This window comes from Roseomonas sp. SRI_022 (genome assembly GCF_057586215.1).
In genome coordinates this window covers 24,081-38,960 of record NZ_JBYCZL010000041.1, presented here as the reverse complement: position 1 = coordinate 38,960, position 14,880 = coordinate 24,081, and the positions used below count along the sequence as shown (strand labels likewise).

Annotated in this window: 18 protein-coding genes and 1 tRNA gene; 7 read left to right on the top strand and 12 right to left on the bottom strand. The window is 69.9% G+C overall.

Going from position 1 to position 14,880, the window contains the following annotated elements; genetic code table 11:
* Together AC2YHJ_RS26085 and AC2YHJ_RS26080 are read left to right on the top strand one after the other, a co-directional pair.
* A partial coding sequence (locus AC2YHJ_RS26085) for a CheB methylesterase domain-containing protein (RefSeq protein ID WP_487399112.1) occupies positions 1-558 on the top strand: 558 nt, incomplete at its 5' end.
* Positions 555-1,370 carry a CheR family methyltransferase gene (locus AC2YHJ_RS26080; RefSeq protein ID WP_487399111.1) on the top strand — a complete coding sequence of 272 codons (816 nt, stop codon included), beginning with the start codon at positions 555-557 and terminating at the stop codon, positions 1,368-1,370. The genes AC2YHJ_RS26085 and AC2YHJ_RS26080, both read left to right, overlap by 4 nt.
* Positions 1,371-1,408: 38 nt before the next feature.
* Here AC2YHJ_RS26080 and ctrA read toward each other — a convergent pair whose 3' ends face one another.
* From ctrA to AC2YHJ_RS26035, 9 genes are all read right to left on the bottom strand, one after another.
* Positions 1,409-2,149, bottom strand: coding sequence for a response regulator transcription factor CtrA (gene ctrA / locus AC2YHJ_RS26075; protein ID WP_487399110.1), 741 nt, complete (start codon positions 2,147-2,149; stop codon positions 1,409-1,411).
* Positions 2,150-2,291: 142 nt separating this feature from the next.
* Positions 2,292-3,182, bottom strand: coding sequence for an alpha/beta fold hydrolase (locus AC2YHJ_RS26070; protein ID WP_487399109.1), 891 nt, complete (start codon positions 3,180-3,182; stop codon positions 2,292-2,294).
* Between the two features lie 30 nt (positions 3,183-3,212).
* On the bottom strand, positions 3,213-3,668 hold the full coding sequence (locus AC2YHJ_RS26065) for an STY0301 family protein (protein WP_487399108.1): 456 nt from the start codon (positions 3,666-3,668) through the stop codon (positions 3,213-3,215).
* A gap of 70 nt (positions 3,669-3,738) precedes the next feature.
* Positions 3,739-4,647: a lipid A biosynthesis lauroyl acyltransferase gene (locus AC2YHJ_RS26060; RefSeq protein WP_487399107.1), complete on the bottom strand. Its 909-nt coding sequence runs from the start codon at positions 4,645-4,647 to the stop codon at positions 3,739-3,741.
* Positions 4,634-5,656, bottom strand: coding sequence for a zinc-binding dehydrogenase (locus AC2YHJ_RS26055; RefSeq protein WP_487399106.1), 1,023 nt, complete (start codon positions 5,654-5,656; stop codon positions 4,634-4,636). Before AC2YHJ_RS26055 ends, AC2YHJ_RS26060 begins: the two co-directional genes overlap by 14 nt.
* A gap of 252 nt (positions 5,657-5,908) precedes the next feature.
* Positions 5,909-7,174 (bottom strand): beta-ketoacyl synthase N-terminal-like domain-containing protein, encoded by a 1,266-nt coding sequence (locus AC2YHJ_RS26050; protein ID WP_487399105.1) that lies wholly within the window; start codon positions 7,172-7,174, stop codon positions 5,909-5,911.
* Complete coding sequence (locus AC2YHJ_RS26045; RefSeq protein WP_487399104.1) at positions 7,171-8,346, bottom strand: beta-ketoacyl-ACP synthase; 1,176 nt, start codon at positions 8,344-8,346, stop codon at positions 7,171-7,173. Before AC2YHJ_RS26045 ends, AC2YHJ_RS26050 begins: the two co-directional genes overlap by 4 nt.
* The gene (locus tag AC2YHJ_RS26040) at positions 8,343-8,789 is read right to left on the bottom strand and encodes a 3-hydroxyacyl-ACP dehydratase FabZ family protein (protein WP_487399103.1); all 447 of its coding nucleotides are present in this window, start codon (positions 8,787-8,789) and stop codon (positions 8,343-8,345) included. The genes AC2YHJ_RS26045 and AC2YHJ_RS26040 overlap by 4 nt, the downstream gene beginning before the upstream one ends.
* A gap of 27 nt (positions 8,790-8,816) precedes the next feature.
* A complete protein-coding gene (locus tag AC2YHJ_RS26035; RefSeq protein WP_188965576.1) occupies positions 8,817-9,098 on the bottom strand; it encodes an acyl carrier protein in 282 nt (93 codons plus the stop codon).
* Between the two features lie 158 nt (positions 9,099-9,256).
* Here AC2YHJ_RS26035 and AC2YHJ_RS26030 point away from each other — a divergent pair, with 158 nt between their 5' ends.
* Positions 9,257-9,928, top strand: a complete 672-nt coding sequence (locus AC2YHJ_RS26030) for a DUF6946 family protein (protein ID WP_487399102.1) — start codon at positions 9,257-9,259, stop codon at positions 9,926-9,928.
* Positions 9,929-9,939: 11 nt separating this feature from the next.
* Here the strand turns inward: AC2YHJ_RS26030 and AC2YHJ_RS26025 are convergent.
* The 3 genes from AC2YHJ_RS26025 to AC2YHJ_RS26015 form a co-directional block, all read right to left on the bottom strand.
* Positions 9,940-10,025: transfer RNA gene (locus AC2YHJ_RS26025), tRNA-Leu, on the bottom strand.
* Between the two features lie 56 nt (positions 10,026-10,081).
* Positions 10,082-10,480, bottom strand: a complete 399-nt coding sequence (locus tag AC2YHJ_RS26020) for a cupin domain-containing protein (protein WP_487399101.1) — start codon at positions 10,478-10,480, stop codon at positions 10,082-10,084.
* 11 nt (positions 10,481-10,491) lie between these two features.
* Positions 10,492-11,118 (bottom strand): glutathione S-transferase family protein, encoded by a 627-nt coding sequence (locus AC2YHJ_RS26015; protein WP_487399100.1) that lies wholly within the window; start codon positions 11,116-11,118, stop codon positions 10,492-10,494.
* 112 nt (positions 11,119-11,230) lie between these two features.
* Here AC2YHJ_RS26015 and AC2YHJ_RS26010 point away from each other — a divergent pair, with 112 nt between their 5' ends.
* The 4 genes from AC2YHJ_RS26010 (at position 11,231) to AC2YHJ_RS25995 (ending at position 14,837) form a co-directional block, all read left to right on the top strand.
* Positions 11,231-11,713 carry a disulfide bond formation protein B gene (locus AC2YHJ_RS26010; RefSeq protein ID WP_487399099.1) on the top strand — a complete coding sequence of 161 codons (483 nt, stop codon included), beginning with the start codon at positions 11,231-11,233 and terminating at the stop codon, positions 11,711-11,713.
* A gap of 105 nt (positions 11,714-11,818) precedes the next feature.
* Entirely contained in the window at positions 11,819-13,084 is a 1,266-nt protein-coding gene (locus AC2YHJ_RS26005; RefSeq protein WP_487399098.1) for an ABC transporter substrate-binding protein, read from the top strand.
* On the top strand, positions 13,084-13,998 hold the full coding sequence (locus AC2YHJ_RS26000) for a carbohydrate ABC transporter permease (protein ID WP_487399097.1): 915 nt from the start codon (positions 13,084-13,086) through the stop codon (positions 13,996-13,998). Before AC2YHJ_RS26005 ends, AC2YHJ_RS26000 begins: the two co-directional genes overlap by 1 nt.
* Complete coding sequence (locus tag AC2YHJ_RS25995; RefSeq protein ID WP_487399096.1) at positions 13,995-14,837, top strand: carbohydrate ABC transporter permease; 843 nt, start codon at positions 13,995-13,997, stop codon at positions 14,835-14,837. Before AC2YHJ_RS26000 ends, AC2YHJ_RS25995 begins: the two co-directional genes overlap by 4 nt.
* Positions 14,838-14,880: the final 43 nt, after the last annotated feature.

The window sequence follows — 14,880 nt, the reverse complement described above, 5'->3', positions numbered from 1 at the left end:
TGTTCGACCGGCGGGCCGCAGGCGCTGGCGGCGCTGCTGAAGCGCCTGCCGCTGCTGCCCATGCCGGTTGTGGTCGTGCAGCACATGCCGGCGGGTTTCACGACGATGCTGGCCGAGCACCTGGACCGCCTCGGTCCACATCGCTGCGCCGAGGCGAAGGACGGCGAGACGTTCGGCCCGGGCCGCGTCTTCCTTGCCCCCGGCGACCATCATCTGCTGGTCGAGCCCGGCGCGGCTGGTCTGCGCGCGCGCATCACCAGCGACCCGCCGGAGAATTTCTGCCGCCCCGCGGTGGACCCGATGCTGCGCAGTGCGGCGCTGGCGGCGAAGGGGCGCGTGCTGGCGGTGATTCTGACCGGCATGGGCCATGACGGGCTGGCGGGCTGCCGCGCCGTCGCCGCCGCCGGCGGCCAGGTGCTGGCGCAGGATGAGGCGAGCTCGGTCGTCTGGGGCATGCCCGGTGCCGTCGTCCGGGCGGGTCTGCCGGCCTGGGTCGCGCCGCCCGAGGCGCTGGCCGAACGCATTGCCGCGATCGCGGCCGAGAGGATCGTCGCATGACCCCGGACAGCTTCCACTTCCTCGCCGGGCTGGTGAAGGCGCGTTCCGGCATCGTGCTGACCGCCGACAAGGGCTACATGCTGGAAACCCGGCTCGGCACCATGCTGCGGCGGGAGGCGATCCCGGGCCTCGACGCGCTGGCGCTGCGCCTGCGCGGACCGAAGGCGGAAGCCCTGGCGGCCGAGATGGTCGAGGCGCTGACCACCAACGAAAGCTCCTTCTTCCGCGACGGCAAGCCGTTCGAGCATCTGCGGAAGTTGCTGCCGCGCCTCGCCGCCGCGCGGGCGCCGGGCCAGGCGATCCGCATCTGGTCGGCCGCCTGCTCGTCAGGGCAGGAAGCCTATTCCATCGCCATGATTGCGGCGGAGCTCGGCGGGCGGCGGGTGGACATCCTCGGCACCGATTTGTCGAAGGAAATGCTGGACCGCGCGCAGGATGGCACCTTCACGCAATTCGAGGTGCAGCGCGGCCTGCCTGTGCAGTTGCTGGTGAAGCACTTCCGCCAGGACGGCACGCGCTGGCGCATCGCGACGGAACTGCGCGCCATGGTGCGCTGGCAATCCTTCAACCTGCTGGACGATCCGCGCGGCCTGGGACGGTTCGACGTGGTGTTCTGCCGCAACGTGCTGATCTATTTCGACGCGCCGACCAAGACGCGCGTGCTGGCCGCGCTGGCCGGCCAGGTGGCGGCCGATGGCGTGGTCTATCTGGGTGGGGCGGAGACGGTGCTGGGCCTGACCGACCGGCTGGTGCCGGCGGTGGGCGAGCGAGGCGTCTATGAACCGGCCCGTCCCGCGGCCCGGACGGGCTGATGGGCGCCGCGGCAGGCGCCGGGCGTGCCTGGCGTGTATCAGGCGGCTCGCATGTCCATGCTGGCCGGCGTCGCCGTGCCGGATTGCCAGCCCGCGGCGCGGGACGCCGTGGGATCGCGCAGCACATAGCCGCGGCCCCAGACCGTGCCGATCAGGTCGATGGCGCCGGCTTGCGCCAGCTTCTTGCGCAGCTTGCAGATGAAGACGTCGATGATCTTCACCTCGGGTTCGTCGATGCCGCCGTAGAGATGGTTGAGGAAGGCTTCCTTCGTCATCACCACGCCCTTGCGCAGCGCGAGCAGTTCCAGGATCGCGTATTCCTTGCCGGTCAGGTGGACGGTGCGGCCTTCGACCGTCACCTCCCGCGAGCCGAGGTTGAGGTTGAGCGGGCCGACCGACAGGGTCGGCTGGCTGAAGCCCTTGGCGCGGCGGACGATGGCCTGGATGCGGGCCACCAGTTCCTGCTGGTCGAAGGGCTTGGTGATGAAGTCGTCGGCGCCCATGCCGAAGACCTTCACCTTGGTCTGCGGGCGGGACACGCCGGACAGGATCAGCACCGGCGTTTCGATGCGCGCGGCACGCAGCCGGCGCACGACCTCGGATCCGTCGATGTCGGGCAGCATCAGGTCGAGGATGACGATGTCGTAGTCGTAGAGCCGGGCCAGTTCGACCGCCTCCTCACCGGTGTCGGCGCTGTCCACGATCATGGCGGCCTGGCGGAGCATCATGGTGATACCGCGAGCAGTTGTGAGATCATCCTCAACTAACAAGACGCGCATTTTGGTGTCCTCTAACGCTACAGGCGAAGATTACCACCTATGCGAGCATTCTCAAGCGGATTTTCGGGCTTATTGTGCGTCAAGAATAACCATGAAATCTGAAAAAAGCACAAATCACTGAAAATTGGACAAACTGGCGGATTTACCCGACGGCCAATACCTGAAGTGCCGCAACCCAGGGTTGTGGAACCTCGCGTGGCAGGAAATGGCCGGCACCGGGCACGACCTCCCGCCGGAAGGGACCGCGGAAATGCCGCGCCGCGCCCTCGCTGTTGGCCGGCGGGTCCACCCCGTCCTCCGCGCCATGCAGCACGACCGCGGGCACGCTGATCGGCGGCTGTGCTGCCAGCCGTGCCTCGATCTCCTCCAGGGCGGGGTCGCCTGGGGCGGCCTTGTGGCGGTGGCGATAGGACTGCACCACGGTCGCGACGAAATCCGGGTTGTCGAAACTCGCTGCGGTGGCCGCGTATTCGGCATCGCCCAGCGGATAGGTTGGCGACCACAGCCTCCACAGCAGCCGGCAGAAGGCGGCGCGGTTCGCCGCCAGGCCGGCCGCGCCGCGCTCGGTGTGCAGGTACCATTGGTACCAGTAGCGGAGCTCCTGCTCGGGCGATCCCGGCCGCGTCGAACCGGCAATGTCCTGGATATTGTACCCGTTCGCCGAGACCAGGCCGCGCACCCGTTCCGGCCACAAGGCGGCGACGATGCAGGCCGCCCGCCCGCCCCAATCATAGCCTGCGAGCAGCGCCTGACCGATGCCAAGCGCATCCATCAGCGCCAGCAGATCCGCCCCGAGCGCTGCCTGCTGGCCGGATCGCGGCGTCGCCGGGTCGCGATACCGGGTCGGGCCATAACCGCGCAGATAAGGCACCACGACGCGGAAGCCCGCCGCGGCGAGCGGCGAGGCGACGCCGTCCCAGGTGCGGACGTCGTCGGGGAAGCCGTGCAGCAGCACGACGGCCTGGCCGTCCTCCGGTCCGTGCAGTTCGACCGCGACCTCAAGCGCGCCGGCCGTGACCATGACATGGGGCATGCGGGCTTCTCCCATTCCGTGCCGTGATCGTCAGCGGCACTGTGCCGAAAGCGCCCGGCCCGCATCGGGCCGCGCCAGCACCTGCACGCATTCGCGGGCGGCAGCCGGCAGGACGCGCGCGACCACCGTGGCGGTGCCCTGGTAGCGACAGACCATGAGGAAGCCGCGCGGGCTCCCGCCCGACAGGTCCCAGCGCTGCCGCAGCCTGCCGCCCTGCATGGCGGATTCATCGGGCACCAGCGAGCCGGGGGCCTCGGCGCGCAGGTCGCCGGGGCCGCCATCGACGATGGTCACGCCCTCGAAGCCCTTGCGGCCTGGCGCATCCGGCCCGCGAAAGGGAAAGCCCGTGGGCGACGGGCGCGGGTCCACCATCCAGCCCGGTGCGGCATCGGCGGCGAGCGGGGTGGTGATCGCGGCGGGGCAGGCGATGTCCGCCGCGGCGGCGATGCCCGGCAGCAGGATCAGTAGGGGAAGGATGCGGCGCATGTGGGCCTCGGGGCGGGGTGCGGCCGCAGGCTGGCCCCGCCCGGTCCATCGGCGCAAGGCGCGCCGTGCTCTATCGCCAGCGGCGATGCATCCATAGCCACTGGCCGGGATACTCCCGCACCCAGCCGGCAATCACGTCGTTCATCGCCTGGGTCCCGCCCTCCACGTCGATCAACCCTTCCGCGTCGCGCGGCAGGGCGATCTCCTCGGTCAGGTCCAGGCGGAACCGCCCATCGGGCAGGCGGATGGCGCGCGCGCCGTGCACCGGGCAGTCGTAGCGCCGTGCGAGCTGCGCCAGCAGCGGGTTCGCAAAGGCCGGCCGGCCAAGGAAGTCGATGCGTGGCCCGCGCCCGAAGCGCTGGTCCACCAGCATGCCGATGTGTTGCCCGCGCTCGAGCGCCTTGGCGAGCTTGAACGGCGCCGACATCCCCGCCGCCACCAGCATGCCCATGCTGTCCTGGCGCAGGCGCAGGATCTCCTTCGCCACGGCCGGGCTGTTCGGCGTGCGGTACAGCACCGCGCTGTCGATGCCGTGCTTCGCTGCGGCGATCGCCGGCAATTCCCAGTTCGCGAGATGCGCGGAGAAGACGATCGCCGGCTTTCCGTCGTCGCGCAGGCGATTGTAGAGCGCGATCGTCTCCGGCGAGGCGGTGATGCGCCCGGCATCGGGATGGTCGAGGTCGAAATCCCAGATGCGGTCCATATGGACGTATTCGCAGGCGACGCGGCCGAGATTGTCCCACGCCTCGCGCAGGATGGCGGCGCGTTCGGCCTCGGATTTCTCGGGGAAGGCGCCGGCGATGTTCTCCCGCGCGATGCGGTTTGCGCCGGTCAGCGGGCCGAGCGTCCGCGCGATCGCGGCACCGATGCGCGGGCCGGAGTTCGGCCCCAGCAGGCGCAGCAGCGCGAAGACCGCCCGGACGAGAAGCCCGAACAGCCTGTCGGCGAAAAGCCAGAGGCGATACTTAAAGCGTAACAACGATCTTCCCGAAAACGCGCCGGCTCTCCAGCCGGTCGAGCCCTTCCGTGAAGCGTTCCACCGGCAGCACCGTGTCCAGCACCGGCAGGATGCCGCGCGCCATCTTGGCGTAGCCATCGGCGATGTTGCGCATCGACGCACCGAAGGACCCGAAGATGCGCAGCTGCCGCTGGAAGATCATCATCAGGTTGGTGTCGGCCGACACGCCGCTGGTGGACCCGCAGGTCACCAGCCGCCCGCCCATGCGCAGCGACAGCAGGCTGCCCGCCCAGGTGGACGCGCCCACATGTTCGAACACCACATCGACGCCGACCTTGTTCGTCGCGCGGCGTGCGACGGTCGGGAAGTTCTGCGTCGTGTAGTTCACCACGATATCGGCACCGAGCGCCTTGGCCTTCGCGCACTTCTCGTCATCGCCCGCGGTCGCGATCACCGTGCAACCGAGATCCTTGGCGATGCGCACCGCGACGGTCCCGATGCCCGACCCCGCGGCATGCACGAGGATCGTCTCGCCCGGTTCCAGTTTCGCATTGTCGAACAGCATGTGCTCGACGGTGGAGAAGGTGATGGTGCCGCAGGAGGCATCCTCCCACGAGATCCCGTCCGGCACGCGCACCAGCAGCCGCGCTTCCTGGTTCACCAGTTCGCAGGCGAAGCCGCCGACATGGAAGCCCTTCACGCCGCGGACGTCCTCGCAGAGGTTGTCCTGCCCGGCGAGGCAGCGGCGGCACTTGCCGCAGGTCAGCGCGCCATAGGGCGCGGCGCGATCGCCAACCTTCCAGCCGGTCACGCCTTCACCCACGGCGACCACCTCGCCGACGGCTTCCGCGCCGACGATCAGCGGCATCTCGCGCTTGGCGAAGGCCATGCCGCGGAAGCCCCAGACATCGATGTGGTTCAGCGCGACCGCCTTGATGCGGAGCGTCACCTCGCCCGCGGCGGGCGGGGGCGGGTCGGCGACGTCTTCGAGGCGAAGGTCGCGGTCGGCATGGAGACGAAGTGCGCGCATGGGATCCCGTCAGTCAGAATTGGAGGGGCTCTGCCCCTCCAAGCCACCCCGCCCAGGGATCCCATTGACGTTGCCTTGCAACGTCAATGGGGACCCAACGGCCTAAAGGCCTCTGGACACCTCAACTTGGTGCCGGGCATGGCCGGCGTCCGTGTAAAGCAACTGCGGCGCCCGGCGCCAAGTATCGGTTTCCAAAGGCCTTAAGCCTTTGGTGGGGTGAGGTCCGGAGAGGGGCAAGGCCCCTCTCTGGAATCACGGTGCCGCGCTCACCACCAAGCAGACATTCTGCCCGCCGAACCCAAACGAATTCGACAGCACGTGCCGCACCCCGGACACCTTGCGTGCCACGTTCGGCACCACGTCCAGCGTGATCGCCGGGTCGGGCTCGCGGTGGTTGATGGTCGGCGGCAGGATCTGGTCGCGGATGGTCAGCAGCGACAGCACCGCCTCGATCGCGCCGGCGGCGGATAGCGTGTGCCCGATCATCGACTTGTTGGAGGAAATCGGCGGCGGCGCGTCACCGAAGACGGCGCGCATGCCGAGCGTCTCCATCTTGTCGTTCTCGGGTGTGCCGGTGCCATGCGCGTTGACGTAGCCGATATCCGCCGGCTGCAGCCCCGCATCGTCGATGGCGTTGCGCATGGCGCCGATGATGGCGTGCCCGTCCGGGTTCGACCGGGTGCGGTGGAAGCTGTCCGCCCGCTCCCCGCAGCCGGAGACGATGCCGAGCACCGTCGCACCGCGCGCCGTCGCATGCTCAAGGCTTTCCAGCACCAGGGCTGCCGCGCCCTCGCTCATCACGAAGCCGTCGCGCGTCTTCTCGAAGGGGCGGGAGGCAGCCTCGGGATCGTCGTTGCGTGCCGTCAGCGCGGAGAGCAGCGAGAAGCGGATCACCGCCTCCGGCTGCACGGAGCCATCGGCGCCGAGCGCGATCGCCGCGTCGGATTCGCCGCGCTGGATCGCCTCGACCGCCATCTGGATCGCCGAGGCGCCGGTGGCGCAGGCCGTGGTCAGCGCGATCGGCGCCCCCTCGGTGCCGAACTTCGCGGCCAGGCGCTCGCCGACACCGCCGAACAGGAAGGTCTCATAGATGTCGGACCGGCCGATCGCGACCTTGGTGATGGCCGGATAGGCGCCATTGCCATTCGCCTGGCGGGCGAGTTCGAAGCGCTGCGGCCATTCCAGCTCGACCGGCGGCATGCCGACCATCAGCGGGCCGGGGAAGGCGCCTGGCTCACCGAGCGCGGCCTGGGCCAGCGCTTCCTCGACCGCGGCCTCGGCCATGCGTTCGACCCGGATGGCGGAGGAGACCGGCTCCGCGCCCGCCGCTTCCTCGGGCAGTTCGACGGTGCCGGCGATGGTGGTGCGCAGCGTGTCCACCGGGAAACGGCGGATGCGGGAGATGCCGGACTTGCCCGCGGTGATCGCCGCCCAGTTCGCCTCCCGCCCCCAGGCGAGGGGGGTGACGAGGCCGATGCCGGTGACGGCGACCAGCGGCCGCCCGAGATGGTCCTTCATGCCGCGCGCTCCAGAAGGGCGAGGGCCTCCCCGCGCCACTGGCCGAAGCCGGTGACGAGGATGCGTTCGACCGGGCCATCCCCGGCATCGGCCGGGTCCATGGCGGGGTAGAAGCCGCCGCGCGACAGCGCCAGGGCGCCGAGCGCGACATTCGCCGGGAAGGCGGCTTCGACGCCGTGGCCGAGCAGCGTGCCGGTGCGGCGGACCGCCGCGGCGCCGAGGCTGGCGAGGAAGGCGTCCTCCTCGGCCCGCGCCTCGGCCACGCCGGTCATGCCGGACAGCACGCCGAGTCCGCCGGCGGGAGCGCCGAGCTTCTGCCAAAGCGCCTGCGCCGCGGTGGCCGACGCACCGGTGCGCTTGTGCGCCGCATCGGTGGCGACGCCAGCCAGCCGCGCCAGCGGCGTCGCGCCGCGCGCCGCCGCGTGTCCGGCGGTTTCCAGCACCAGGAAGGCGCCGAGCGCGCCGCTGACGAAACCGCCCTTGCCGTCGCGCGCCGAGACCGGCGCGAAGGGGCCGCGCCACAGCGCGTCGCCCGCGCCATACAGCAGCGCCAGGTCCCAGCGCTGCGAGGCATAGGCACCGCCCACCAGGGCGATGCCGCCCCGGCCTTCGGACAGGCGGGCGGCGGCGATGCGCACCGCATCGGCGGCGGCCGATTCCTCGCCCATGAAGGTGCGGGACGATCCGGTGACGCCGTGGACGATCGAGATGTTGCCGGCGAGCAGGTTGGACAGCTGCGCGAGGAACAGCGTCGGGCGCAGGTCGGTGGCGAGCTTCTCGTTCAGCGCGCGGCCGGCTTCGTCGGCGGGCAGGGTGCAGAAGGCGGAGGCCACTGCTTCATCCACCGCGACGTCGCGCTCGCCGCCGCCGGCGGCGACGATAAGGTGCATGTCCGACACCAGCCCGCGCGCGCCGGCCTGGTCGATGGCAAGGCCCGCGGCATAGGTGCCGAGGCGCTGCCAGGGCTCCATCTGCCGCTGGTCGCCCTTCTTCGGGATCTGCGCGTCGAGGCTCAGGGCGGGCAGCGGATGCACCGGATAGGGGGCGAAGGCGGCCTCATCCAGCACCGGGGCGGCGCCGGGCTTCGACAGCACACCCCAGTGCAGGTCCGGCCCCTCGCCGAGCGAGGAGACGAGGCCGATGCCGGTGATGACGACGTCCTGGCGGGTCATGCGAGGCCGAGCTCCTGCCCGCGCTGCTTCATCGCAGCCGAGAGTTCGGGGGCGGGGAAGTCCATGATGCGCAAGGTCAGCTCCGCGTCGCAGATGCGCTTGCCGGCGGCCTCGATGCGCGCCTTGGTCACGGCATAGCCGGACCCGTCATGCAGGCGCTGCGCATGGACCGTGACGGGCGTGCCGGGGCCGACGAAGGAGCGGAACTTCGCCTCCTTCACCCCCATCAGGAAGGGCATGCGCTCGAAGTTCATCAGCTTCAGCAGCAGCCAGCCGGAGGCCTGGGCCATCGTCTCGACCAGCAGCACGCCGGGCATCAGCGGGTAGCCGGGGAAATGGCCCTCGAAGACCGGGGACGCGTCGGGGATGGTGCTCTCGACCACGATCGCCTCGCCCTCGAGCGACGCGACCCGGTCCACCATCTGGAAGTATTCGAGCTTCAAGGCGGGTTCTCCCCGGCCGAGGCCGGCTCAGCCGCCCTTGGCGGCGACCAGCTCATCGATGCGCGCGGCGAGGTTCTTCATGACGAAGTATTGCTCGGCGGGCGCGGTGCCGGCGTTGACTTCCTGCGTCCAGGCCTCGACCGGCACCTTGATGCCGAAGGCCTTGTCGATGGCGAAGACGATGTCGAGGAAGTCGAGGCTGTCGATGCCGAGGTCGTTGATGACGTGGCTGTCGGGCAGGATCTTGTCCCGCTCGACTTCACTGTTCTCGGCGATGATGTCGGCGATGCGGTCGAAGGACGAGGCCATGGGTGGCCCTCCGTGAGGAATCCGGGGTGGGGATAAGGGATTGGGGGGCGTCTTTGGCGCGAATGGACGCGAAAGGCAAGGTTCGGGCACCATCCCTGCAATGGTGTCCCGGACGCATCCGGTACGTGCCGCCCGCCTCCAACCCGCGAGGAGCGCCGATGTCATTGTATTTCGGGGCCGGTGACGACCGCCCGGTGCGGCGTGCTGAGGACGTCCAGACGTACCTCCCAGACGATCGCAAGCACCATTATCGAGACGAATTCAGTATGGCGGAAGCCGCCAAGTGCTGGGTCGCGGCCCAGCCCGCCTTGCCGCCTTCCGTTGCCGCGGTCGTCGGCTCACCATCCTTATTGCGTGCGCATTTTGAGTACCCGACGCGCGTCTGGGGCGGAGGGACCGCAATGGCGGACGTGATGGCCTTCATCCCCGACGCCGTCATTGCCATCGAAGCCAAGGTTAACGAACCCTTCGACGACCTGATCGCGGATTGGGTCGAGCGCAACGCGCGGACCAATCCACAGTCCCCGCCACATCGGCGCGGCGTCGTCGCCCAATATGCGCAAGCCTTCGGGGTCACGGCCGAGGCGTTGGCTGGCATCCGGTACCAGTTGCTGCAACGGACCCTTGGCGCGGCGCGTACGGCAAGCGCGGCAGGCTTGGCCGCCGCCTGGATGATCGTGCAGGACCTGACCTACGGACGGGCCGGCAATCACGCATCCAATCGGGCTGATTTCGAACGCTTTCGGGGGCTGGTGGGGCCATCCCCGGTACTGGAAGGCATTCCCGTGCATCTCGGCTGGGTCGATGAACCGCCGCCGGCCGTCCCATAGACGCCCGGCCCTGGTGCCCCCGGGGAGATTCGAACTCCCACACCCTCTCGGGCGAGCGATTTTGAGTCGCCTGCGTCTACCGTTCCGCCACAGGGGCCTGGGCTGCCCCATGCCTAGCCGGGGGCGACGGGGGTCGTCCAGCCCGGGCCGGGGCTATTCCGCTGCCGTGGCCCTGGCCGGCGCCTCGACATTCTTCGTCTCGAACTCCGCCGGGCCGGTGATCTCAAGGATCTCGACATCGTCCGAGTGCTGGATCTCCCGGTGCCTGACGAGGCGCGGCTGGTAGCAGCAATCCCCAGCTTTGAAGGTCTTCTCGCCGATATCCTCGTATTCGAACTTCACCCAGCCCTTCAGCACGAAGAACATCTGGAAGGGCAGGTCATGGGTGTGCCACTGGCCGGTGGCGTGCTCGCCGGGGATGGCGCGGATGACATGCGCGCCAAAGGCGCCCTCGGTGGCGTCCTTGATGCCGAGGTCGCGGTATTCGAAGAAGGCGCGCAGGCCGCGCTCGAAATGCGCGCCCTCGGCGTGGCTGGTGGCAGTCCGGGTCATCGTTCTCTCCCTCATTCCAGCGGCAGGGCGACGTGGGTCACGAAGCCCGGCCGGGTCTTCAGCGCCTCATAATACGCCGCGAGGTTCGGCAGGTCCGGTCGTTCGATCGGCAGGCTGAACCAGCGATGCACCCAGCAGCCGAGCGCGATGTCGGCGAGCGTCACATGGTCGGCGCAGAGGAAGCGGCGCTCGGCCACCCGCGCATCGACGATCTTCCATAGCCGGCCGGCATCCTCGCGCGCCTTCTTCTCGGCCGCCCAGTCGCGCTCGTTCTCCTTCAGCCGGACATGGGTGAAGAAGATCACCACCATCGGGGCGACGACGTGGCCGAGCGTCCAGTCCATCCAGGTCTCGACCTCGCCCCGCGCGCGGGGCGCGGCGGGGTACAGCGCGCTGCCGGGGGCATGGGCGTTGCAGAGGTAGCGGGCGATGGCGTTGCTTTCCCACAGCGCCCAGCCATCGTCCTCCTGCAGGGTCGGCACCAGCCCCATCGGGTTCATGGCGCGATATTCGGGTTCGCGGGTGCGGCCGAAGGCGCCGCCGGCATCGATGCGTTCATAGGGCAGGCCGAGCTCGTCGAGGGTCCAGAGGACCTTCATCACGTTGCTGGAACTGGTCCGGCCCCAAAGCTTGCGCATCGTTCTCTCCCATGAGTTTCGCGGGAGGCTAGCGCATCCGGGGAACCGCGCCAGGGGAGGTGCGGCCATGGCTCCGGTTGCGTAGCGGCCGTTGCGGCGCAACATGGGCGCCATGGGACCCGCCCTTCTGATCGCCGCCCTCGCCGCCGCCGCGCCACTTTTTGCCATCGGCAGCGAGACCTGGTGGGGGCTCGCCCCCTGCGCGCTCTGCCTGTGGCAGCGCTGGCCCTATTGGGTGGCGGCGGGCCTCGCTGCGCTCGGCATCGTCCTGCCGGGGCGGGCGCGGGCCGTGCTGATCGGGCTGGCGGGACTCGCGGCCCTGGTCACGGCCGGGATCGGCGCGCTGCATGTCGGGGTGGAGCAAGGCTGGTGGCCGTCCCCACTGCCGGGTTGCCAGGCGCCGACTGCGGGGGGCGCGGGCAGCAGCATCGACGACATGATGCGCAGCCTGGCGGCCGCGCCGTCCAAGCCCTGCGATGCCGCGACCTACCTGATCCCCGGCCTGCCGCTGTCCATGGCGGCGATGAACTTGCTCTACGGGCTTGGCCTCGGCGCGCTGGCGCTGGGCCTGGCGAAGCGCCAGGCGCGGGGCTGAACAGCGGCGCGAAACGCAATCCCTGGACAAAAGGATAGCGGTCCGGCGGTCCCGCATCCTTTTCTGCCTCCTGGCGTTCTGTTTGCACCCACCGGGAGGTCCGGCATGCGCGGGCTCATCGCGCTGATCTGCGCCATGTCCTTCGCCGTGTCCGCGCGCGCCGAGGTGACGCTTGCCGTGTCCTGCGGCGCCGTCGGCATTGAGGCACGGCTGTGCCGGGAAGGCGCCGAAGCCTGGGCGCGCGGGACGGGCAATCGCGTGACGATGGTCTCGACCCCGGCCAGCGCCACGGAACGGCTGGCGCTGTACCAGCAATTGCTGGCTGCGCGCTCGCCCGACATCGACGTGCTGCAGGTCGATGCCATCTGGCCCGGCATGCTGGCCGGGCATCTGGTGGATCTGTCCGACCGGCTGGATGAAGCCACCCGCGCGGCGCAGTTCCCCGCCATGCTGGCGAACAACACGGTCGATGGCCGGCTGGTCGCCATGCCGTGGTTCACCGCGGCGGGCATCCTCTATTACCGCCGGGACCTGCTGGAAAAACACGGCCTGCCGGTCCCGCAGACCTGGCGCGACCTGACCGAGGCCGCCCGCCGCGTGATGGCGGCCGAACGCGCCGCCGGGCAGCCGCGCCTCTGGGGCTTCGTCTTCCAGGGCCGCGCCTATGAGGGCCTGACCGTCAACGCGCTGGAATGGATCAACAGCCATGGCGGCGGCACCATCGTCGGCGCGGATGGCGCGGTGACCATCGACAACCCGGCGGCGGTCGCGGCATTGGCCCAGGCCGCAGGCTGGATCGGCGACATCGCCCCGCCGGGCGTGCTGAACTATGCCGAGGAGGAGACGCGCGCCGTCTTCCAGCCCGGCAACGCCGTCTTCATGCGGAACTGGCCCTATGCCTGGCCGCTCCTGAATGCCGAGGACAGCCCGGTCCGGGGCAGGGTGGGCGTCGCGGTGCTGCCGCGCGGTGAGGGCGAGGGCGGGCGGCACAGCGCGACGCTGGGCGGGGAGCAACTCGCCGTGTCCCGGTATTCCCGTCACGCATCGGAAGCGGCGGCCCTGGTGGCCTACCTGACATCGCGGGAGGAACAGAAACGCCGGGCCATCGCCGGCGGGCTCAACCCGACCTTCCGCGACCTCTATGACGATGCGGAGGTGCTGGCGGCCAACCCCTTCTTCGCCCCGCTGCGCGCCACCTTCGAGAATGCCGTGCCGCGCCCCTCCGGTGTCACGGGCCCGCGCTACAACCAGGTCTCGGCAGCATTCCGCAATGCGGTGCACACAGTGCTGGGCCGACGCGCAGAACCGGCGGCGGCGCTGGCCGCGCTGGACCGGCGGCTGCGCCGCATCGGGCGGGACGGGCTGTGGTGATGCGGTCCGGCAGCGGCCTGTCGGCGCTGGCACTGGAACGGCGCCGCGCTGCCTGGCTGTTCCTGCTGCCGATGGTCGCGGCGGTGCTGCTGGTGGGCGGCTGGCCGCTCGTGAGGACCGTCTGGTTCTCCCTGACCGATGCGCGGCTGGACGACACCGCAGCGCCGGGTTTCGTGGGGGCCGCGAACTACGTGCTGCTGCTGCAGGACGCGGAATGGTGGAACGCCGTGCGGAACACCGTGGTCTTTGCCGCGGTGTCGGTCGCGATCGAGACGCTGCTCGGCCTGGTGATCGCGCTGGCGCTGAACCAGCGCATGCGCGGGCGGGGCCTGCTGCGCGCCGCCATGCTGATCCCCTGGGCCATCCCCACCGTGGTCTCGGCGCAGATGTGGGGCTGGATGCTGCACGACCAGGCGGGCGTCGTGAACGAGGCCCTGCTCGCCCTCGGCCTCATCGCGCAGCCCGTCGCCTGGACCGCCGATCCCGACCTCGCGCTGTGGGCGGTCGTCGCGGTGGATGTGTGGAAGACCACGCCCTTCATGGCGCTGCTCATCCTCGCCGCGCTGCAATTGCTGCCAGGCGAGATCTACGAGGCCGCGGAGATCGACGGCCTCGGGCCGGTCGGCCGTTTCTTCCGCATCACCCTGCCGCTGATCCGTCCCGCGCTGATGGTCGCGGTGATTTTCCGCGCGCTCGATGCGCTGCGCGTCTTTGACCTCATGTATGTGCTGTCGGGCAGCAGCGCGGCCACCGCGTCGATGTCGGTCTATGCGCGGCAGCAGCTGGTCGAGTTCCAGGACCTTGGCTTCGGATCGGCGGCGGCGACGGGGCTGTTCGTCGTCATCGCCATCGCGACGGCACTGCTGGTCACGCTGGGGCGCGTGCGCCTGGGTGCCGCGGAGGGCGGGCGATGACCGCGCGACGCCTGCGCCGCCTCGCAGGCCGCGCGGCCTTCGCGCTGCTGATGCTGGTGATCGCCATCTACACGGTGTTCCCCTTCTACTGGGCGATCGTCACCTCGCTGAAGTCGGGCAGTGCGCTGTTCGGTGCGGATGTCTTCCCGGCGCAGCCCGCCTGGGACAACTACGCGGCGGTGTTCCGCGACCGGCCCTTCGCGCGGAACATCCTCAACTCGGTCCTGGTGGCGGGGTCGGTGGTGGCGGTCTCGCTCGGCCTTGGCCTGACCGCCGCCTTCGCGCTCGGCCGCGTCGCCTTCCGCGGCCGGGGCCCGCTGCTGGCGGCGATCCTCGCCGTGTCGATGTTCCCGCAGGTGGCGGTGCTGTCCGGCCTGTTCGAGCTGATCCGCTGGCTCGGTCTCTACAACAGCCTGGGCAGCCTCGTGCTGTCCTATCTGATCTTCACCTTGCCTTTCACGGTCTGGGTGCTGACCACCTTCATGCGGGAGATGCCGCGCGAGCTCGAGGAAGCCGCGATGATCGATGGCGCCACGCCTTGGATCGTGGTGACCCGCGTGTTCCTGCCGATCATGAGGCCGGCCATGGCAACGACCGGGCTGCTGGCCTTCATCGCCGCCTGGAACGAGTTCCTGTTCGCCCTGACCTTCACCCTGACCGATGAGATGCGCACGGTGCCTGTCGCCATCGCGCTGATCAGCGGGGCGAGCAGTTTCGAACTGCCCTGGGGGCGCATCATGGCGGCCTCCGTCATCGTGACGATGCCGCTGATCCTGCTGGTGCTGGTCTTCCAGCGGCGCATCGTGGCAGGCCTGACGGCCGGGGCGATCAAGGGATGAGCAAGGCTTGCCGGCCCAGCCGTCGAGCCGTTACCCTATCCGC